The following is a 15,132-nucleotide window of genomic DNA, read 5'->3' as shown; positions in this document are numbered from 1 at the left end:
AAATTCATCTCAGATTTTTGCGTTTCCAAATATGAAAGAGGCACCGTCTTGCCGATGCCTCTTTTAAATCAACTACCCATCAGTTTCAAGCGCTGACCTGGATTGACTGTACGGGTATTCCGATTCCAACGGCGGATATCGTTAATATCCACATTAAAACGGCTGGAAATCGTATTCAAAGTATCACCTTTGCGCACTGTGTAAGAAACATTGCGGATATTGCTTTGCTTAGCTTTATTCGGCGCAGAAGCGCTGACTTTGAGCAGCTGGCCTTTACGGATATTGTTGCCTTTAATATTGTTGGCAGTAATCAAATCCGCAACGCTTAAATTATAACGCTTGGAAATATTGAACAATGTATCGCCATCTGCCACTCGGTGCATACCTGATGCAACCTGTTCGCTACCGCCAGACTGCCCGCCTGCGCGCGCGAGTCGGCTATTCAAGCGTTTTTGCTGTTTCACACGGTTTTCAGCAATCCGCACCGTACGAGCTTGCGCAGCTGCCTCACTTGCTACAGCGACTTGCTGATTTGCAGTCTGCGCAGCGCCGTCATCAAAGCGGACGGAAGATTTCTCAACCAAAGCCATCAAGGAGTCTTCAGCCGTCTCAGCCACATTTCCTCCGTGATCAACTTTGGTCGGCAGAGGCAAAGGTTCGCTTACCGCCACCGTAGTGACAGCTTGGCTGTTTTGTGCAGACTGAACCGGTGCAGCATTTACAGTTGTTGCGACAGCCGAAGCAGGTTTGGCATCATTTTTAACTAAGCTGGAAGCAAGACTGATAGGCTTGGACTCCGTCTCGGCCTTTGCAATCTCTGACACAGGTGCTTCAACAACCGTTGACACAACGGCAGGTGAAGCAGAAGCAACCTGCGCCGATTTGGCTTGGGCATCAGCTTGAACTGTAACCGTAGCAGCTGATTTGGTGCGGTTGATAAAATCAACCGGCGCAACAAATCGTGGGGAAACCTCAGCAACCACAGGTATATCAACTTTAACAAATTGTTTTGCCGCATCAACTTTTACGGCCTTAGCCACCTGAACAGGCGCATACTCAGGTTTGCTTGCGCGATAGGAATCAGGGGTATAGGAGATATCAGAAACATTAGCTGCATTTTGCGCAACCGAACCGGCAGGAATACTGTTTTTCGATACCAAAATATTACGGCCTGCGGAAAGCGTATTACTGCTGATACCATTCAAGCGTTTGATTTCAGAAACACTCATATTCGTTTCTGAAGCAACTGTATTCAAACCGGTATTACCATAAGATTTATAGACATCCCAAGACAATAAGGAATCAGGATTTGCCGAGCGGTAATTTTTCTCAAATGTAGCAACCGAATCAGCAGGCAGCAACAGCTTGCGATTATTTTTAGGAATAAAAACAGGCGCATTAAATGCAGGATTCAGGGCCAAAAACTCACTCTCACTGATATTGGCCAAACGTGCAATGACGCTGTTATCAATCGGCCTGTCAACGCTAACAGCTTTAAAATACGGGCGGTTGCCGATGTCACTGATATGCATACCAAATGACTGCGGGCTGGATACAATATTACGGACAGCCAAAAGTTTGGGCACATAATTCCGCGTTTCATCAGGCATCCGCAGATTTTCGTAAGTCGGTTCCAATCCTTGCGCACGCGCACGGTTAACAGCACGACCGACGTTACCTTCACCCCAGTTATAGGCAGCAAGCGCCAAAGACCAGTCGCCAAACATACCGTGCAGATATTGCAGATAATTCAAAGCAGCGTCGGTTGCCGCATAAACATCATGACGTCCGTCGTATAAAGCGCTTTTTTCCAAGCCGTAATGGCGACCGGTAGACGGCATAAACTGCCACAAACCGGAGGCACCCACATGGGATTTGGCTTTAGTTACAAACGCGCTTTCAATAAACGGCAGCAAGGCAATTTCAGCCGGCATATTGCGTTTTTTCACCTCATTCGCAATATGATACATATAGGGCTTACTGCGGTTGATTGTGCGGTCAAAATACGCGCTGTTGGCACTGAATTTGCTTTCATGGCGGCGAACCAGCTCTGCATTAACTTCGCCGATACGGAAATCTTTGCGCAGATTTGCCCATAAGCTGCCCGAACCGAATACTTGGGATTTAGCCTGATCAAGCAATGCAGAATTAAGGCGCATCATAGACATACCGATTTGATTCGGGGTCGCATTTGAATTTTGCGCATGGGCAGCGCCAGAGATTGCGGAGAGACCTGAAACGGTCAGAGCGATGGTCTTCAGTTTTGCCATGATAAAGAAATAATTAAGTAGTTGAATAGGGGAGATTTTTCACCTAAATGTTAATATCTGATGATGTTAACGTCAAGTTTATTATGGTTTATTTACTTAAGCTGTTGTCTTGACACCCGCTCCGGCAAGCGGCTGAAAGCAAATCTTTTCATTGCATAATTGCAAACAAACGACTTTCCTAAAACATGCAGGCCGTCTGAAAACTGCTTTTTTTCAGACGGCCTGCTTTACTTTAAAACATCAGCGTTCGCTCATTGCCTGTTTCATGCGTGTAATCGGCTTAATGAGATATTGGAAAACGGTTTTTTCACCAGTTTTCACGTCAACTGTTGCGACCATACCCGGAATAATCGGCATCGGTTTACCGTTTTTATCCTTCAGGCTGTTGCTGTCGGTTTGCACCAAAATCCGGTAATAAACTTGATTCGGATCAAGTTTCAAATCGTTGGTACGGTTCTGCATAGAATTGCTGACCGTATCAGGACTGATTAAGGTTACCTTACCGTCTAAACCGCCGTAAATAGCGTAATCATAGGCGCTGATTTTCACAACTGCCGGCAAGCCCGGTCTTAAGAAAGCAACGTCTTGCGGACGGATATAAGCCTCGACCAATAATTTATCGTCCAGAGGCACAATCTGCATAATGTCCTGGCCGACATTGACCACACCACCAACCGTGTTGATTTGAATATCTTTTACGATGCCGCGCATAGGGGCACGGATCAAGGCGCGATCCACAGGGTCGGCGCGCATTGCCATATTTTCTTTTGCTTGTGCCAATTCCGATTCCGCCTGCACCAATTCGTTATTGGCATCTGCCATATAGCGGTTTTTACGTTCGGCAATTTGCAGGGTCAATTCGCTTGATTCGCGGCGCATACGCAGTAATTCAACTTCGGAAACAACACCTTGGGCTACCATTGGCGCTGTAATTGCAATTTCCTTATCCAAAGTTTCCTTACTCAACTGTAAGCTGCGAACGGCATCCGTTACGGCGCGGCGGCGGGCATCAAAAGCGGCCTGTTCGCGTTGGCGTAAATCTTTGCTGACGTTTGCAGGGAAAGAAAGAACGGTTCCGTAAGATTCCGCTTTCAAGCGGGCGATCATTGCCTCCAAATTTTGAACTTTGGCCTCACTTTCACGCAAAATAGCCGAACTGCGGGTATCGTCCAATTTCAAAAGAATTTGGCCTTTTTCAACGATATCACCCTCTTTAACCAAAATTTCGGTAATGATACCGGGGTCAAGGCTTTGTACGACTTGTTCGCGACTACTCGGAATCACATTACCGTTTCCTCGGGTCACTTCTTCAATCGGGCTGTTGTATGCCCAAATAACAAAGACGACCAAAAAAACGAAAAACAGAATAATGACCCAAAATTGCCCGCTGTGCTTTTCTTTTTGCAACGCTGCATTCAAGTCATTAATTAGATGCAGGTCTTTTGATTTTACGTTGTTTTCACTACTCATAATGATGAACCCCAAAAGGTTTTGGTTTGAGGCCGTCTGAAAAACGGACGGCCGTTTATTATTTCTAATCCGTATTAATTAGCTGCCTGCGCGCCGCCGACCTGCACATTGGCATTTTGATTGCGGACGGTTGCACTTCCGCCGGCCGGCTTGGCTCTGTTTTGCTCATTCTGCATCAAGTTCTGCAAAACCAAATCGCGCGGGCCGTCCATCACAACTTTGCCGTTATCCATCACAATAATGCGGTTGACGATTTGCAATACCTGCGGACGGTGCGTTACCAAAATCATCGTACGGTCTTTACCCCATTGCGCAATGGAATTCAAAGCCATGCGCTCGGTTGCCTGATCCAAGCTGGTAGTCGGTTCGTCCAACAATACAACTTTCGGGTGACGCAAGGTCATGCGCGCCAACGCAATAATCTGTTTCTGACCGCCGGACAAGCCTAATCCGTCTTCGCCCAACGGCATATCCAAACCGCGCGGGTGGCTGCGGATAATTTTATCCAAGCCGAAACGCTTCAATGCAACCAGTAAATCCTGATCGGTCGAGTAACCGTCGGCACGCGCCAAATCCATGTTTTCACGCAATGTTCCCAAAAACAGCCGCGGAGACTGGCTTAACAAAACCACTTGGTTGCGCAGGAAATTCGGATCAAGCTGGCGCATGTCCACGCCGTCTAAGGTGACATTGCCTTTTTCCGTATCATACAAACCGCTTGCCAGTTTCAGCATGGTACTTTTACCGCTGCCGATACGTCCTAAGATACCGACTTTTTCTCCCGGATTGATGGTAATGCGCAAATCGCTGACGGCAGCATTGCTGTCGGCCTGATATTTGAACGATACGTTTTCAAACGTAATCGCACCCTGCACATTATCCAGTGTAATGTATTTGCGCTCCGGGTTGCGCTCAATCGGGCGCGATACGATGTCGTTCACACCGCGCAATGCCAACTTAGCCTGCTGGAAGCGAGTTGCCAAACCTGCAATCTGAGCCAACGGCGCCAATGCGCGACCGGACAGGATAACGGAAGCAATCAGCGCACCCATGGTAATCCGGTCTGTGGGATTTTCTGCGTGAATCAGATAAGTACCGACCACAACCAAGAAAACGGTATTTAACTGCTGCATGGCAACGGCAAAGTTAACCATCAAGTTGCTGGTATCTTTGACTTTAATAGAGGACGCTGAAGTTTTCGCGGTGTATTCGTCCCAGCGCTGCTGTGCCCACGAAGTTGCATTATTGGTTTTCAGCGTTTCGATACCCTCGATGGCTTCGACCGCCAAGCCGGAACGTTGCGAACTTTCCTTCATGGATTCGTTGATATAGCGGGAAAGCGGGCGCTGAACCAACAAGCCGATAATGACGACGATGGGAATAATGGTGAGCGGCACCAATGCCAGCTTACCGCCCACAATGCCGATAACGGTAATAAACAGCAGCAAAAACGGCAAATCGACCAAAGTCAGCAAACTGGCGCTGGTCATAAATTCACGCACTGATTCAAACTCGCGCAGATTGTTGGCATACGAGCCGGAAGATGCCGGACGATCAGCCAACCGCAATGCCATCACGCGGCGGAACAGCGCCGAGCTGATAATCAGGTCAGCTTTCTTACCGGCAATATCTGTCAAATGGCCGCGAATCATTTTGGCCGCAAACTCAAACAAAACCGCCAGCACCACACCGATGCTCAATACCCACAGCGTTTCGTAGGCTTGGTTCGGAATCACACGGTCATACACATTCATCACATACAGCGAGCTGACCAAAGCCAAGAAGTTGATAATGAACGTCGCCAAAATAACCTGATAATAATAGCCGCGGAAACGCCAAATCACCTTCCAAAACCATGCTTTCGGTAAATGATATTCCGGCAGCTCGGAACGGTTGTCCGAAACCATTTTCGGTTTGATAAACCAGCAAAATCCCAAATAAAGAATGGAAAGCTGTTCGTAATCGAGCACCTGCTCCAAGCCATCTGCCTGAACGACATGGTATTTCCGGTCTTTGCCTGAACCCTCGATCTTGGTAATTACCAGCGCTTCTTCGCTGTGTAAAACCGCCAAAACCGGCACAGCCAGCGAAGGAATGTCTTCCAGCTTCCGTTTTGAGAGCGTGTTTTCAAAACCGTGGCTGCGCAAAACTTCCGTCAGCGAATGGTAATTGATGTTCAGTTTTTTATCCCGCACCACTTCTGCCGACAGCGCAGCTTCAGACACAGGCGCCCCAAGCAGACGGGTAACCAGCGCGATATGTTCGATAATAGCTTTCATGATGTTAATTCGCGTAATGAGATTGAATTTTCTAAAGTTATTGTTTTACACCAGCCCAATTTGCCATTTGAGACTGCGTAACCAAATACTGCAAAGCCGCGTCGCGGAAATCGTTATGTGCGGCAACATTTTCCTGCTCGATTCCCGCGAGCTCGTTATAGGCACCTAAAACGTCAGTCAGCGTGCGGCGGGCGATTTTGAACTGCAACTCGTAGGTTTTGACGACATCTTTTTGCGCGGCAATATGGCGGGAAGTAATTTCCGCCCGCTGCTTGCTCTGCTGCATATCGATTTCGGCGGTTTGCGCTTTTTCGCTGACATCGCGCAGAATCTGCTCCGACTTCGATTCCGCCGCAACCAGCGCATGAGCGTTTTTCTGAACATTATTGCGCGCGGCGATATCCAAAACATTCCAAGCCATATTCAGGTAAACCTGTTTGGTATCGCGGCTTGCCGTACCTTCCAAATTGATCGACGGCAGTCGTTGGGCTTTGGAAACATCCAATTCGGCCTTAACGCTCTGCTGTTCGGCCACTTGCGCGCGGTAAGACGGATTGAGGTTCTTATCTGCATTTTTATAACGCTTGACCAATGATTCGGCCGTCTCGCCGCCAAACGGATCCTCCAAATCGGCCGCCACTAATTTTTTTCCCGTATAACGTGACAAGCGGCTCAAATACAATTCCATCGTGCGCTGTTGTTGGGAAATTGCCGTTTCCACCTGAAGCTGGCGGGCACGGGCTTCAATCAGCTCGGAACGGCGGCCTCCGTCGTATTTGACGATAACATTCAAATCTTTCAACAGATTATTATGGCGCACCAGACTTTTCTGATTAATCAGCAGCATTTCTTTTGCACGCAAAGCGCCCAGATACAGCTTGCCGATTTCGCTGCCAAGCTGCTCTTGGGTTTCAAAATATTTGTATTTGAAATATTCCTCTTTGCTTTTATCGCGGCGGACGGCCGACTGGATACCGCCCCAAGAATAGAGGTTCAAGCTGCCGCGCACACCGAGGCCGCCGTCGAGGTCGTTACTCTCATATTTGTTTTTCTGCGCCAAAACCTGCGTGCCGGTCAGCGTCAGCACGGGATAGTGGCCTGCGCGGGTAGCTTTGGTGGCGCTTTTTGCCGAATCCTCGTTGGCTTTCGCCTCCAAAACATTGGGGTCGGAAACCATGGATTTTTTGAGAATGTCTTTCAAGCCGTACGCTCCTGCTGGGACGCAAAGTGCACAGCAGACCGACATGACTGAAATTTTTATTAAAAAGCCGCGCCCCAAGCGGGACGGTTTTTTACTGAATCGGGAATTTGACATAGGGATTACAACAGGTGTTGTCCGTTAATGTGTAAGGCCGTCTGCGGGTTTATTCAGAAAAGAAAGCAGCCTACTGCTTAATGAAGACAGCATACCACTTTATTTAACATTTTCCATCATTTCAGGGACAAACGGTATGAATAAACGACCGAAAGGCGATAAAATTTTACATTATCTCGTTAGTTACCATAACAAACGTCATATAATTTGCATTAAAAACTGTATAAATACCTGTTTATTTACAACAAGTTAGAAACCAAATCACTTTTTGTTAATATGTGTTGCACGAATACCAACAAATAAAAACCAAAGGCCGTCTGAAAACCACCTTCCGTTTTCAGACGGCCTTTGCGGCATTTACTGATGCGCCGCAATAATCTGCAACATTTGCGCCAACACTTTCGGGTTGCCCGCAACCACATTACCGCTTTCCAGCCAGCCCTCATTGCCCTGCATATCGGTGACGATGCCGCCGGCTTCTTTCACGATCAACGCGCCTGCCGCGATGTCCCACGGTTTGAGGTTAAACTCGAAAAATCCGTCCAAACGCCCTGCCGCCACGGCGCACAAATCCAGCGCAGCCGCACCTTCTCTGCGACCGCCTGCGGTTTTTGAGAGAAAATCCTTCAAGATTTCCAAATACTTGTCCATCATGCTTTGATCGACCACAGGAAAACCCGTACCAATCAGACAGCGGTTCAACTCGATGCGGCCGGAAACACGGATACGGCGGTCGTTCAACAGTGCGCCCTTACCGCGCGACGCCATATAAAGGTCGTTGCGCTCAGGCGCGTACACCAGCGCTTCCTGCAACACACCTTTGTGCAGCAGTGCCATAGAAATTGCGTATTGGGGATGGCCGTGTAAGAAATTGGTCGTGCCGTCGAGCGGATCGATAATCCACTCGTATTCGGCGTTGGCCTTGCCGTGCGAACCGCTTTCCTCGCAAGTGATTTTATGGTGCGGATAAGCCTCTTTGAGCGCATCGACCAAAATCATTTCCGACTCGCGGTCAACATTGGAAACAAAATCGTTGAATGCCTTGCTGTCCACCTTGACGGCATCCAAATTGCCGCCGGCGCGGATCATCATCTGGCCGGCCTTGCGCGCAGCCTTAAAAGCAGTGTTTAAAATCGGGTTCATGGCTTTCTTCCTAATCGGGTACAATACCGCCTGACGCCGCACGGATGCAGCGCCAAACACACAACGTTTTCACGTTTCCAATGCTGTTAAAGAACTTTATCAAAGACATTTCAGACGGCCTCTGCAACACGCAGGCCGTCTGAAAAAACAGATGCCGCATTATAACCGATTGACTGCCGTTCCGAAACAAAACATGACCCTTTCCAAACCCAATCTTCCCGACTATTTACAGAACATCCGCGTCATTTTGACCCGCACCAGCCACCCCGCCAACATCGGCTCGGCGGCGCGCGCCATGAAGACGATGGGGCTGACCAGACTCATCCTCGTCGCCCCCAACCTCATCGCCACCCCGATGACCGGAAACCCGCCCGCATTCGACCCGCAAAACCCGCAGGCGTTTGCCCTGCCCGAAGAAAGTTTCATCCTTGCCTCAGGCGCAGCCGACGTTTTGGAACACACCGAAATCACTTCGACGCTCGACGAAGCCCTTGCCGACACCACAATCAGCTGCGCCCTCACCAGCCGCCGCCGCGAAATCACCGTACCGCTGCAAACCCCGCGCCAACTCGTTCCCGAGCTTTTACAGGCCGCGCAGCGCGGCGAAACCGTCGCCCTCGTCTTCGGCAACGAAACCTTCGGCCTGAGCATCGAAGAAGTCCAAGCCTGCAACCGCCTGATGACCATCAACGGCAATCCCGACTACTTCTCGCTCAACCTCGCCCAAGCCGTGCAAGTCGTCTGCTACGAAATCTTCAGCCAAACCGACACCCCCATGACCCATCTTCAGCAGGAAGACCGCGCCGCCACCCACGCGCAAATCAGAGGCATGGTCGAACACATGGAAAGCCTGATGAACGACGTGGACTTTTTCAGACGGCGCAACAGCGAACGCCTCATGCGCCGGATGCAGAGCTTGTTTGGCCGCGCCAACCCCCAAACCGAAGACATCGACATCCTGCGCGGCTTCTTCAGCACCGTCAAACAGCATTTGAAAGACTGAATTTTCAGACGGCCCGGTGTACCAATCAGGCCGATACCCTTACAAAAATCAAAGAGGCCGTCTGAAAACCAAACCGCCTATGAACTACGCCCTCGACGCCCTTTGGTGGAAACTCACCGACCGCCCCGTGCGCGACCTCGCCGCCCTGCTGACCGCCCCGCCCTTGTGGGCAAGCGGCTGTGAATTGGGCGTGCGCCAACTTTTGGGCGAACGCGGTTTCCGCTACCTTTTGGATTTAGACGCCGACCCGCAGCCGCTGGCCGACTACCTCGCCGAACACGCCCCGTTTGCCCACCGCTTGGGGTTGTATGCCGAACACCTTTTGGCGTTTTGGTTCAATCACGCACCGCACGCCGAACTGTACGCCCACAACCTCCCCGTCGTTTCAGACGGCCTCACCCTCGGCGCCGCCGATTTCGTCGCCTCGCTCAACGGCAAGCTCTACCACATCGAGCTGGCCTGCAAATATTACGGCAGCGCAAACGGCAGATTGGACGATATGTGCGGACTCAACCGCAGCGACCGCATGGCCGACAAAGGGGCCAAACTGCCGCAACAACTGATGTTGCTCAAACTTTCAGACGGCCTCAAAACTTTGAAAAACAACGGTTTGCAGTTTGACGACCTACAGCCCGCTTCCATCGTACGCGGCATCGGCTTTTTCCCGCCAAACACCGCACCCGAACCGCCGCTAAATCCCCACGGCTGGCACGGCCTGTATCTGACCGATTGGCGCGAATATCCGTTTGACAATCCGAACGCCCGTTTCTATAAAATCGGCCGCATGGACTATCTCGCCCCCGCCCGCGTCAGCGAAACCGAAACCCTGACCACCGACGCCGTTACGCAGATTTCAGACGGCCTCATCGCCGTATTGGAACACCGCCCCGACGGCTTTTGGCACGAAGTTTTGCGGATTATGAAAACAGAGGCCGTCTGAAAAATAATTTGGAATAACACCCGCAGACCGAGCTGATTGATGAGCCTGTCGGACCACCGGCCCGGGACCTTTGCAAAATTTACAAATACCGTTCAAAAGCCGTCTGAAACGCTAAACCCAACATTCCCGCCGACAAACTTTCAGACGGCCTACGAGTACCCGTAGGCTGGGCTTCAGCCCAGCAAAACCAAATAAAATAAGTTTCAAATGACAAAATGCTGGGCTAATGGTTCGACAAGCTCACCAACCGGGCCCAGCCTGCATAATTTCCTCACTTCAACCGACAACCTTTCAAACAGCCCCCAATGCCGTCTGAAAAACCCGACCCCATCCGAAAAAGACCGCCCATGAATATCCTCCGACTCGACCATACCGCCTCCCTGCTCGCCGAAATGCTGACATTCAAACAACCCGCCGACGCCGTGCTTTCCGCCTATTTCCGCGAACACAAAAAACTCGGCCGCCAAGACCGTCACGAAATCGCCGAGACGGCGTTTGCCGCACTGCGCCATTACCAGAAAATTTCCGCCGCGCTGCGCCGTCCGTACGCCCAGCCGAAAAAAGCCGCGCTGGCGGCGCTGGTGCTCGGGCGCAGCGTCAACATCAGCAGTTTGAAAGACATGATTGACGACGAGGAAACCGAGTTTCTCAGCCGGCTCAAAGCGCGCAAACAGGAATTTTCAGACGGCCTCAACACCGCCGCCGAGCTGCCCGAATGGCTCGTCGCCCAACTCAAAAAACATCACGGCGACGACGAAATCCTCCGCTTCGGCCGCAGCATCAGCCAGCCCGCGCCGCTGGATTTGCGCGTCAACACGCTCAAAGCCAAGCGCGACAAGGTTTTGGCGGCACTGCAAGACGAAGGCTTACGCGCCGAAGCCACGCCGTTTTCGCCGTGGGGCATCCGTTTGCGGGACAAAACCGCCATCAACCACCACAGGCTGTTTTCAGACGGCACACTCGAAGTGCAGGACGAAGGCAGTCAGCTGCTCGCCCTTTTGGTCGGTGCCAAACGCGGCGAAATCGTCGTCGATTTCTGCGCCGGCGCGGGCGGAAAAACGCTGGCCGTCGGCGCGCAAATGGCCAACAAAGGCCGCATCTACGCGTTCGACATTGCCGAAAAACGCCTAGCCAACCTCAAACCGCGCATGACCCGCGCCGGCCTGACCAACATCCACCCCGAGCGCATCAGCAGCGAACACGACCCGCGCACAGGCCGTCTGAAAGGCAAAGCCGACCGCGTTTTGGTCGATGCCCCCTGCTCTGGCTTGGGCACGCTGCGCCGCAATCCCGACCTCAAATACCGCCAGTCGCCCGAAACCGTCGCCAAATTATTGGAACAGCAAGCAAGCATCCTTGCTGCCGCCGCCGAACTGGTCAAACCGCAGGGCCGCTTGGTTTACGCTACGTGCAGCATTCTGCCCGAAGAAAACGAGTTGCAGGTCGAACGTTTCCTCGCCGGACATCCCGATTTCACGCTGCTTGACTGCGCCGAACTGCTGAAACAGACCAAGGTGGATTTGGACACCGGCAAATACCTCCGCCTCGATTCCGCCGCACACCAAACCGACGGCTTTTTCGCAGCAGTGATGCAGCGCAAGGATGCGGTTTGATAAACCGATGATTTGTCTTTAAAAATGTTGAACGGATTTGGCCGTGGTTTTCAGACGGCCTAAAAATCAAGATGGCCGTCTGAAACTTTTACGGACGTCATTCCCGCGCAGGCGGTAATCCACGCATAATTTTCTAAAACTTGTTTTAAAACAATGTATTGCTTGTTTTCAACCGTGGATTCCCGCCTGTGCGGGAATGACGGCACTTGAAGAATTCACCGTTTCAGACGGCCGTTAGGCAGGCGTTTCTTATTTTTGCAACGGTCTCGTCCTTTTCCTGCCTTTTAATTTGCCCCTATTGATTTCAGGCCGTCTGAAACCATATCCCCGACATTATCTTTGTTATTTCCGAAAGTCCGCCATGAGCAAAACCGTGCATTATTTGAAAGACTACCGCGCGCCTGTGTTTGAAGTGCGTAAAACCGACCTGCATTTCGATATTTTCGACGACTTCACCATCGTGAAATCGCGCCTGCTGGTGAATCCGAAAACGGCGGGCGTGCCGCTGGTGTTGGATGGTTCGGCGGAACTGTTGTCGCTGAAAATCGACGGCGCGGCGGCGGACTTTGTGTTGGATACGGAAAACGAGCGGCTGACGGTCAATGATGTGCCGTCTGAAAGTTTTGTCATCGAGGCGGAAACGCGCCTGAGGCCGTCTGAAAACAAATCGCTGATGGGGCTTTATGCCAGCGGCGGCAATCTGTTTACCCAATGCGAACCCGAGGGTTTCCGCAAAATCACGTTTTATCCCGACCGCCCTGATGTGATGTCGAAATTTACCACGGTGATTACGGCGGACAAGAAACGTTATCCCGTTTTGCTTTCCAACGGCAACAAGGTTGACGGCGGCGAAACTTCAGACGGCCGCCATTGGGTGAAATGGATCGATCCGTTTGCCAAGCCGAGCTATCTGTTTGCGCTGGTGGCGGGCGGTTTGGCGGTGACGAAAGACAGTTTCACCACGAAAAGCGGGCGCAGGGTAGCCATCGCGTTTTATACGACTGAGGCGGACAAGGCGAAAGTGCCGTTTGCGGTGGAATCGCTGAAACACGCGATGGCGTGGGACGAGACGCGCTTCGGTTTGGAATACGATTTAGATGTGTTTATGGTCGTGGCGGTCGGCGATTTCAACATGGGCGCAATGGAAAACAAGGGCTTGAACATTTTCAATACCAAATATGTGCTGGCCGACAGCCAAACCGCTACCGACGCGGATTTCGAGGGCATCGAATCGGTTATCGGCCACGAATATTTCCACAACTGGACGGGCAACCGCGTGACCTGCCGCGATTGGTTTCAGCTCTCGCTCAAAGAGGGGCTGACCGTGTTCCGCGATCAGGAATTTTCGGGCGACCGCGCCGGCCGTGCGGTGCGCCGCATTGAAAACGTGCGCCTGCTGCGCCAGCACCAGTTTCCCGAAGATGCGGGGCCGACCGCCCATCCCGTGCGCCCCGCGAGCTATGAGGAAATGAACAATTTCTACACCATGACCGTGTATGAAAAAGGCGCGGAAGTGGTGCGGATGTACCATACCCTGCTGGGCGAAGAAGGCTTCCAAAAAGGTATGAAACTTTATTTCAAACGCCACGACGGGCAGGCCGTCACCTGCGACGATTTCCGCGCTGCGATGGCAGATGCAAACGGAATCAACCTCGACCAATTTTCGCTGTGGTACAGTCAGGCGGGCACGCCCGTTTTAGACGTTTCAGGCCGTCTGAAAGACAACGGCGGTTTTGAATTGACGGTCAGACAGACCGTTCCCGCCACGCCCGATATGGCGCAAAAACAGCCGATGATGATGCCGCTGAAAGTCGGTTTGCTCGACAAACAAGGCACGGCGGTCGAATTTGATTATCAAGGAAAACGCGCGACCGAAGCGGTTTTGCTGCTCACCGAAGCCGAACAAACCTTCACGCTCGGCGGTGTCAACCAAGCCGTCGTGCCCTCGCTGCTGCGCGGTTTTTCCGCGCCCGTACACCTCAACTATCCGTACAGCGACGACGAGCTGACCCTGCTGCTGGCGCACGACAGCGACGAATTTGCTCGCTGGGAAGCCGGCCAAACCCTGTTCCGCCGCGCCGTCGCCGCCAACCTTGCCGCGATTGAAAACGGCACGCCGCTGCCCGAACACCGCGGCCTCACCGCCGCCATCCGCCGCGTGCTCGCCGATACAAATCTCGACCCCGCGTTTAAAGCCGTTTTGCTCGGCATGCCGTCCGAAAGCGAATTGTGGGACGGCGCGGGCAACATCAACCCGCAGCACTACCACCAAGCCCGCGAACGCCTCGCCGACCAAATCGCCCGCGAATGCCTCGCCGAACTGGTCGAAGCGCGCACTTGGGCGCTGGCGCAGGAAACCGCCAGCGGCATCGAAAAGCCCTACGAATACCACCCGCAGCTCGCCGGCGTGCGCGCCCTGCTGGCCGCCGTGCGCCTCTACACCATCCGCGAAGAGCAGCACGCCAAAGTCGCCGCCGCAGCCTACGACGGCGAACAGCCCGCCGCGCCCGGCCAAACCGTGTGCGCCCGTTTGCAGGATTTCATTTCCCGCTACGAGCAGCTCACCCCGAATATGACCCACGAAATCAGCGTGTTAAACACCGTCAACCACCTCGAAGAAGACGGCCGCAACCGCCTGCTCGAACGCTTCGCCGACCGCTACGCCGACGACGCGCTGGTAATGGACAAATATTTCGTCCTCATCGGTTCCAGCCGCCGCAGCGACACCTTGGCACAGGTTCAGACGGCCTTAAGCCACCCCAAATTCAGCCTTGAAAACCCCAACAAAGCCCGCTCGCTCTTGGGCGCGTTCAGCCGCAATGTCCCGCATTTCCACGCCGAAAACGGCAGCGGCTACGCCTTTATCGCCGACAAAGTGATCGAAATCGACCGCTTCAACCCGCAGGTCGCCGCACGGCTGGTACAGGCGTTCAACCTCTGCCCCAAACTCGAACCGCACCGCAAAAGCCTGATGACCGGCCAACTGCAACGCATCGCCGCGCAGAAAGACGTGTCGAAAGACGTGGGCGAAATTGTCGGCAAGATTCTGGCGCAGGCAGGACAGAATGCCGCTTGATAGAGGGAAACAGGAGAAGTCTG

9 protein-coding genes are annotated in these 15,132 nt (G+C 52.4%); 4 read left to right on the top strand and 5 right to left on the bottom strand.

The annotated features are described in order from the left end of the window. Positions 1 to 68: 68 nt before the first annotated feature. The 5 genes from BG910_RS10415 to BG910_RS10395 all read right to left on the bottom strand — a co-directional run bounded on the left by BG910_RS10415 (position 69) and on the right by BG910_RS10395 (position 8,477). Positions 69 to 2,270 carry a LysM peptidoglycan-binding domain-containing protein gene (locus tag BG910_RS10415; RefSeq protein ID WP_089036776.1) on the bottom strand — a complete coding sequence of 734 codons (2,202 nt, stop codon included), beginning with the start codon at positions 2,268 to 2,270 and terminating at the stop codon, positions 69 to 71. A 240-nt stretch (positions 2,271 to 2,510) separates the two neighbouring features. Further along, entirely contained in the window at positions 2,511 to 3,740 is a 1,230-nt protein-coding gene (locus BG910_RS10410; protein ID WP_089037239.1) for an HlyD family type I secretion periplasmic adaptor subunit, read from the bottom strand. Positions 3,741 to 3,814: 74 nt separating this feature from the next. After that, a complete protein-coding gene (locus tag BG910_RS10405; protein WP_232462203.1) occupies positions 3,815 to 6,019 on the bottom strand; it encodes a type I secretion system permease/ATPase in 2,205 nt (734 codons plus the stop codon). 37 nt (positions 6,020 to 6,056) lie between these two features. Next, the gene (locus tag BG910_RS10400; protein WP_123805187.1) at positions 6,057 to 7,265 is read right to left on the bottom strand and encodes a TolC family protein; all 1,209 of its coding nucleotides are present in this window, start codon (positions 7,263 to 7,265) and stop codon (positions 6,057 to 6,059) included. 426 nt (positions 7,266 to 7,691) lie between these two features. Further along, positions 7,692 to 8,477: an inositol monophosphatase family protein gene (locus BG910_RS10395; protein ID WP_089036775.1), complete on the bottom strand. Its 786-nt coding sequence runs from the start codon at positions 8,475 to 8,477 to the stop codon at positions 7,692 to 7,694. 193 nt (positions 8,478 to 8,670) lie between these two features. Between BG910_RS10395 and BG910_RS10390 the strand changes: the two genes are divergently transcribed. The 4 genes from BG910_RS10390 (at position 8,671) to pepN (ending at position 15,109) form a co-directional block, all read left to right on the top strand. Next, positions 8,671 to 9,480, top strand: coding sequence for an RNA methyltransferase (locus BG910_RS10390; RefSeq protein WP_089037237.1), 810 nt, complete (start codon positions 8,671 to 8,673; stop codon positions 9,478 to 9,480). Between the two features lie 79 nt (positions 9,481 to 9,559). Further along, on the top strand, positions 9,560 to 10,420 hold the full coding sequence (locus BG910_RS10385) for a DUF1853 family protein (RefSeq protein ID WP_089036774.1): 861 nt from the start codon (positions 9,560 to 9,562) through the stop codon (positions 10,418 to 10,420). Between the two features lie 347 nt (positions 10,421 to 10,767). After that, complete coding sequence (locus tag BG910_RS10380; RefSeq protein WP_089036773.1) at positions 10,768 to 12,033, top strand: RsmB/NOP family class I SAM-dependent RNA methyltransferase; 1,266 nt, start codon at positions 10,768 to 10,770, stop codon at positions 12,031 to 12,033. Between the two features lie 361 nt (positions 12,034 to 12,394). Next, positions 12,395 to 15,109 carry an aminopeptidase N gene (gene pepN / locus BG910_RS10375; RefSeq protein WP_089036772.1) on the top strand — a complete coding sequence of 905 codons (2,715 nt, stop codon included), beginning with the start codon at positions 12,395 to 12,397 and terminating at the stop codon, positions 15,107 to 15,109. Positions 15,110 to 15,132 lie beyond the last annotated feature (23 nt).

The sequence above is a fragment of the Neisseria chenwenguii genome (assembly GCF_002216145.1).
GTDB lineage: Bacteria > Pseudomonadota > Gammaproteobacteria > Burkholderiales > Neisseriaceae > Neisseria > Neisseria chenwenguii.
This window is presented reverse-complemented; position numbering and strand designations above follow the sequence as displayed.